General features: G+C 63.0%; 3 protein-coding genes. All 3 read right to left on the minus strand.

What is annotated here, in order from left to right:
- A partial coding sequence (locus tag AC5RWX_RS32455; RefSeq protein ID WP_494100284.1) for a hypothetical protein occupies positions 1 to 292 on the minus strand: 292 nt, incomplete at its 3' end.
- A gap of 690 nt (positions 293 to 982) precedes the next feature.
- Complete coding sequence (locus AC5RWX_RS32460) at positions 983 to 1486, minus strand: HAD domain-containing protein (RefSeq protein WP_494100285.1); 504 nt, start codon at positions 1484 to 1486, stop codon at positions 983 to 985.
- A 9-nt stretch (positions 1487 to 1495) separates the two neighbouring features.
- A complete protein-coding gene (locus AC5RWX_RS32465) occupies positions 1496 to 1777 on the minus strand; it encodes a hypothetical protein (RefSeq protein ID WP_494100286.1) in 282 nt (93 codons plus the stop codon).
- Positions 1778 to 2424: the final 647 nt, after the last annotated feature.

Here is a 2424-nt window from a genome sequence, read left to right on the forward strand (position 1 = left end):
CTGCGTATATCCGGTATCCGCTGACCGCGTGTCGCTCGATTTGATAGAAGGGTGAATCGAGATCCACGCCTATGTCTAAGATTCTCTTCCTGGAGTTTACCTGTGTGTTGATCCGAGCTCTGTTGAAAGTCGCATCAACGGTGTTCATCGCGCCGTCAACGACTTTACGCGCAATGGAGTTCTCGTCTGCGCGTTGAACCAGGGCTTCCATGGGCTTATGGATCCAACCGGGGGTGCCCTTGTAATAGCCGAGTCCGTTGGCATCGGCGTAAGAAATGACACGTCCATTCATCCACCTCCCTATCGCCACAGACGATGAGGATGCATTTTGGGTCAATGGCCGCATCAAGCCGCGGGCAACATAGTTGCCTGCGATGCTTCCCCCACCACCAAGTACGGAACCGAACGCCGTTCCTTGCGCGGTGGCACCGATCGCTCCCGAAACCGTGTGGGGTCCGGGACCTGTGTAGTAGCCATACGTCCGCGGCCCCTGCACCCCTCTGTGGCCGTTTCAGAACACTATGCTCCGCTGCCGAACGGAGGCTTTTCCCCAGCAGGAGAACCGGCAGGAGAACGACTTGGTGTGGACGAAGGAAGACTTTTGAACCCCTGCGGCAGCCCGGTCACCACCCCTACGATCGTCTTCATGCTGGGTGAAGGCTAAACCCTGAAGCAAGAAGGTTTCATCCCCGCAGGTCAGCCCTAGCCGGCCGCCGGCAGTGTTCAACCTAGCCTTGGTCTTTGCCCCGGGGCCATGCGGACATTTCCGGGGCGCTGCGGACCCGCTTGTAGTGGAGCTCGTCGTGCTGCCTGTCGATGTCGTTGTCGCCGTCGAAGCCTCAGCGCGCTCCGCCCGCCTCCGGACACCAGACCGGATGGGCGATGGACGTCGGCGTCGGCGTCGGCGTCGGGGCAGCCTTCGACATCTTCTCCCGTGGCATCACCCTGGAGGAGTTCCTCAGTTCTGCCGGCGCCGGGTAGCTTACCCGCCGGAGGGGTCGGACCCTCGACCCCCGTCGGCATCAATGAACACCTGGACCGCTACGACGTGCGCCTCGGTCAGACCTTCATCGGGCACTGGTTTCTCCAGGAGGACAGGCTTCCCGTAGTGATGGGCCCACTCGCGCACGTCCGAGCCGAGCACGTCATCGATCCACACGACCGAGTCCCAGTCCGCCTCACCGGATGCATCCATCCGCTCCAGCCACCTGGCTACTGACCGCAGCTTCGGCGTCGGCTCATCAACGTCGCTCTCCCGCATCGCCAGCGTCACACGCAACGGCTCGACCTCGAGCTCCAGCTGCTCCTCCAGCCCTGCCACGACGTCCGGAGGGGAGGTGGAAACCCAGGCGATCCGGCCTTTGGTCGCGAGCCGCCGCACCAGCGCAATCTTCAAATCGGAGAGCTGCGCCGTGCTGTCGCCGTCCCCGCGGCGGACCTTCGGGTTGAGCACTCCGTCGACGTCGAGCAGGATGATGGGCCTCATAGGAGCAAGCTACAGGGTGGGCACGGCGCTGAACACAACCATCACGGAAAAGAGCAGACCGAAGATCGCGATGGCGTACCCGACGGCGAGTGAAGCCCGTGCGAGCTGCCAGCCCTGGCCACCATTGAGGTTGATCTGGTTAAGCGCGACATGCCCGGCGCCGACGGCGAAGACTGCCAGGACGGTGAGGCCCGCGAAGACGAAACCGGCCACCGCAACGACGGCGCAGAGCGCTGACACGACGGCCATCCTGTTGTAGCCGGCCGCGGCCGGTGACGGCGCTGCTGACATTCCCGTGAGTCCCCCGACCCTGGTCGTTTCGGCCGAGTCTACTCCGCGGCCCGCACCCGATGGCCGGCCGGCGATAGCCAGCGAGAAGTACTTGCCGACTCATTTACACGGCGGGCCAAGCGCCTGCGGCTGGGCAGGAAAGTCCCCTATCGGCTTCGAGGCATTCCGCGCCGTGCGGACCTTGGGTGACATCTGCAAGCTAATGAAGTCAGTACAGCGGCCGATAGACGTTGAGCTGGGGGCTCCATCGTATGGAACGACACAAGAACCGGCCACGTAGCGGGTGGCAGCCGAGCTAGCACGTCGATGGCCACGTGCGCCTCCGCCTCTGTATGGGCCTCCAGGGCCCTCTTGGCTCCTGGAAGACCTGCCTGCCCGCCCGGTCGCGGAGTGTCCGTTAAAAGGCGAAGCACGCCCGCAGGGTCATCCTGCTCCTTTGGGGGCATCTCGTGCCGACTTTTGCAGACCAAGGCGGCGGCAACAGGCCAACCCAGAAAACATCCTCAAATCATCCATCGTCCGTGGAACTCCACGGAATTGACGGAGACGAAGGAGAAAGAGCGAAGCAACTGACGGCTGGTTCAGACGGAAAAACCCCCGAAATCTCGGGGATTCCGGGGGTTTAGCCTGTAGCGGTGGGGAGGCTC

This window comes from Arthrobacter sp. SPT-J7 (genome assembly GCF_059089965.1).